At 63.5% G+C, this 3,267-nt stretch carries 5 protein-coding genes; 4 read left to right on the forward strand and 1 reads right to left on the reverse strand.

Annotation, left to right across the window (positions count from 1 at the left end; translation table 11 throughout):
• Positions 1 to 140 precede the first annotated feature (140 nt).
• The 4 genes from QZY44_RS35690 (at position 141) to QZY44_RS07875 (ending at position 2,820) form a co-directional block, all read left to right on the forward strand.
• Positions 141 to 653 (forward strand): AAA family ATPase, encoded by a 513-nt coding sequence (locus QZY44_RS35690; protein ID WP_365303649.1) that lies wholly within the window; start codon positions 141 to 143, stop codon positions 651 to 653.
• 128 nt (positions 654 to 781) lie between these two features.
• Entirely contained in the window at positions 782 to 1,240 is a 459-nt protein-coding gene (locus QZY44_RS07865) for an AAA family ATPase (protein ID WP_295444647.1), read from the forward strand.
• A gap of 3 nt (positions 1,241 to 1,243) precedes the next feature.
• The gene (locus tag QZY44_RS07870) at positions 1,244 to 1,969 is read left to right on the forward strand and encodes a DUF3226 domain-containing protein (RefSeq protein WP_295444650.1); all 726 of its coding nucleotides are present in this window, start codon (positions 1,244 to 1,246) and stop codon (positions 1,967 to 1,969) included.
• Positions 1,970 to 2,133: 164 nt separating this feature from the next.
• Positions 2,134 to 2,820: a DUF2062 domain-containing protein gene (locus QZY44_RS07875; RefSeq protein WP_295444652.1), complete on the forward strand. Its 687-nt coding sequence runs from the start codon at positions 2,134 to 2,136 to the stop codon at positions 2,818 to 2,820.
• On the opposite strand, the gene QZY44_RS07880 is transcribed toward QZY44_RS07875, so the two are convergent.
• Positions 2,751 to 3,267, reverse strand: a 517-nt coding sequence (locus tag QZY44_RS07880) for an ATP-binding cassette domain-containing protein (RefSeq protein WP_295444655.1), incomplete at its 5' end; no start/stop codon positions are given. The genes QZY44_RS07875 and QZY44_RS07880 overlap by 70 nt on opposite strands.

The following is a 3,267-nucleotide window of genomic DNA, read 5'->3' on the forward strand; positions in this document are numbered from 1 at the left end:
GCAAGACCTCGTGGTCGGAGTTATGATCAAGGCCGCCGGAACCACTCGCCACTATCCCCTGAACACCACCCCACGTTTAGAAGAGCACCGCCACGGCCGAACTCTCACTCGAACGCGTCCAGATCGACGGCTTTCGCGGTCTGCGTGGTCTCGACCTCGACGGCCTCGGGCGGGTCAACATCCTGATCGGGGCGAATGATTCGGGCAAGACCAGCGTGCTGGAGGCGCTGTCGATATTGTGTAAACCATACGACCCCGGAGAACGGGCAGCCATGATCCGGCGGCGGGATTTTGGCGGCCTTGGCGAGACAATAACTGATTCGCTGCGCTGGTGCTTCACCCAAATCAGCGGACTGTGTGAACCTGATGAATTGTTTTCGGGGCGATGCGAGCTGCAATGCGAAGGAAGGTTTCCATTGCGAAAACTCACAGCCGCCTATAGCGAGCATTTCGAGCAACGAGCACGTGTCTTCCCGCCGCGCCTGGTACGGAACTCTTTTGCCGAGGCGCCACAGATCATGCGCGAGCCGACTTGGTGCATGAGGTCACATGGGATGAACATGGGGAGCTTGGATCGTTTCGCGGGAACCGACCATCAGGTGACCTATCAGTCACATTGCCTGTGCGCGAAGAAACGTTTCGTTTCTCGATAAATCGCAAGCGCTCTTTGGCGTCACTTGCCTGCGAGACCCTCACTCCCTATTCATATCAGACCAACCGTCTACAGGTTAGATCCCATTCCAAGCTACGCATTCTTTCAGACTCAGATCAGGGGTTGAAAATGCTCCAAGGTTTTGACCCAGAAGTACTAGATGTCGAAGTTCTCTCGTTGCGTGGTGATCGCCCGGCCATCTATGTGCAGCATCGCCGTCTCGGCTGGGCGCCGCTGTCGGTGTTCGGCGACGCGATGCGCCGCTGCGTTCTGCTCGCAGCGACGCTGCCCGGATTGAAGGACGGCGGGGTGCTGCTCATTGACGAGGTCGAGACCGGTATACACGTCAAGGCCCTGGGGCGCGTCTTCCAATGGCTGATCGAGTCCGCGCGGCAACTGAACGTGCAGGTCTTTGTCACCACACATAGTCTGGAGGCGCTCGACGCCCTCATCCTTGCCCCGTCTGCACACCAAGGCGATGTCGTCGCCTTCCAACTCTCGCGCTCGGACGCTCTCACCACCACTAAGCGATTCGCCGGTGATCTCCTGTTGCGGCTGCGCCAAGAGCGCGGTTTGGACCTGAGATAGGCCATGCGCTGCGGCTATGTGGTCGTCGAGGGTCCGCACGATGTCGAGCTGGTCTATCGGCTTCTGAGTCCCTATGGCTTGAAGCGGGTACGTTATCTCAGCGACCTGGACCCGCTGTTCGCTCCCCTCGTTCCCCGGGACTACCCGCCGGACGACGACCTCCAGAAACGCATGCCGGTGCCCCTGTTCCTTCAGAGCGGCACCGATGCCATCGCCGTGCATTCCGCGTTTGGGGATTCGCGGTTGATCGAGATTGTCGAGGAAAATGCGGCGATGCTCGGTCGGGGAGCGATGAGCGGTGTCGGGCTATTGCTCGATGCCGACCGACAGACTTCCGCTACCCGCTATGCGAAGCTTAGGTCCGACATGGCTGCAAAAGGCTTTGCGCTCGATCCCATACCCGGGCAGGTGGCCCCCGGCAAGCCCCGGTTGGGGGCCTTCGTTCTGCCCGATAATCGGACCACGGGCACCCTCGAAGACCTCTTGTTGGAGAGTGCCCAAGCGATCTATCCGGCCCTGCTCGCCAGCGCGCAGGAGCACGTCGATCGGGCCGCCCAGGACAGCGGTTTGACCCGAAACGACCTCGCCGACTTCAAACAACCGGCGGGTCGCAACAAGGCCATCATCCACCGCGCCCCGCGCCGAAATCGGCCGCTGGTCGACGGCGCGGAGGCAACTGGCCGCCGGTCGCTTGAAAATCGCCGGCTCGGCCGCCAGGACCGGTTATAGTGCCGCGCTCAAGTCTGACGGCCACCAGCGAGCGCGGCGGCCAATCCCCGACGGCCCATCAGACAGCGTGCTGGCCTTGGTCGTGATTCCCCGGCGCAGAGCGCCTGACACAGGCGTGACACCGCGGCAGCGGTGTCACGAGTCGGGACTGGGGGGCCGCAACCATGATCACCGCCGGCACGCTCGCCCGCCCCTTACCCCCGGATGACCACGTGAAGAAACCGCTGAAGGCGAAGAACCTGCTGACACGGATCAGCCAGCTGAATGTGAGGAAGCTGCTGAAACGGATCATGCCCCACCCAAGTGTCATCCTGGACAACCGCTACATGGCCGTGTTCGGCAAGCGCATCCACGACCCGAACCTGTGGTATCTGAATCGGCGCTCGGCCTCGGGTGCGGTTGCGGTGGCCTGCTTCATCTGCTACATGCCGCCCGCCGGGCACATGCTCTCGGCGGTGGCGCTGTCGATGGTGTTCCGGGTCAACCTGCCGCTCGCGGTCGCCATGGTGTGGATCAGCAATCCGGTGACCATCCCGCCGATGTTTTACTTCGCCTATGCGGTCGGCTCCTGGATGACCGGTGTCGCCCCGAAGGGCTTCGACCTGGACTTCTGGACGACTCCGCACAACTGGTTGGGGGTGCTCACACCGCTGGGGATCGGCATGGTGGTGTGCGCTTTTGCCTTTGCGGCGGTGGGCTATTACGCGACCCAGGCGCTGTGGCGCTGGAGCCTGCGGCGCGAGATTGCGCAGCGGCGCAGCCGCTATCTGGAGATGCGCACTCAGGCGGTGGCCGCAGCCCTGGTGTCGGAATCGGTGGTCAGTACCCCGTCGTCCAGCCGCCAGACCTGATCCATGCGCGCGGCGAGCGTCGGGTCATGGGTGACGATGACGAGCGCGGTGCCGATGTCGGCGTTGAGCTCCAACATCAGTTCATAGACCTGGCCGGCGGTGTTGCGGTCCAGGTTGCCGGTGGGCTCGTCCGCCAGCAGACAGGCCGGGCGGGTCACCAGCGCGCGGGCGATGGCCGCCCGCTGGCGCTCGCCGCCGGAGAGCTCCGAGGGCTTGTGGGTGCCGCGGTGTCCTAACCCCACCCGCTCCAGGATCGCCTCGGCCTTGGCTTGCGCCGACTTGGCCGATTCACCGCCGATCAGCAGTGGCATGGCCACGTTCTCGATGGCGGTGAACTCAGGCAACAGGTGGTGGAACTGGTAGACGAAGCCCAGTTGGCGGTTGCGCAGCCGCCCGCGCCGCGCCTCCGAGAGCCCTCTCACGTCCTCGCCCGACCAGCACACGCGC

It is taken from the genome of uncultured Thiodictyon sp., assembly GCA_903837595.1.
In the GTDB taxonomy this organism is placed as follows: Bacteria; Pseudomonadota; Gammaproteobacteria; order Chromatiales; family Chromatiaceae; genus Thiodictyon.

What these genes read in the sequence shown, in the direction of transcription:
- QZY44_RS07865 (WP_295444647.1), top strand. Translation starts at nt 782, where the DNA reads ATGCTCCAAGGTTTTGACCCAGAAGTACTAGATGTCGAAGTTCTCTCG.
- QZY44_RS07870 (WP_295444650.1), top strand. Translation starts at nt 1,244, where the DNA reads ATGCGCTGCGGCTATGTGGTCGTCGAGGGTCCGCACGATGTCGAGCTG.
- QZY44_RS07875 (WP_295444652.1), top strand. Translation starts at nt 2,134, where the DNA reads ATGATCACCGCCGGCACGCTCGCCCGCCCCTTACCCCCGGATGACCAC.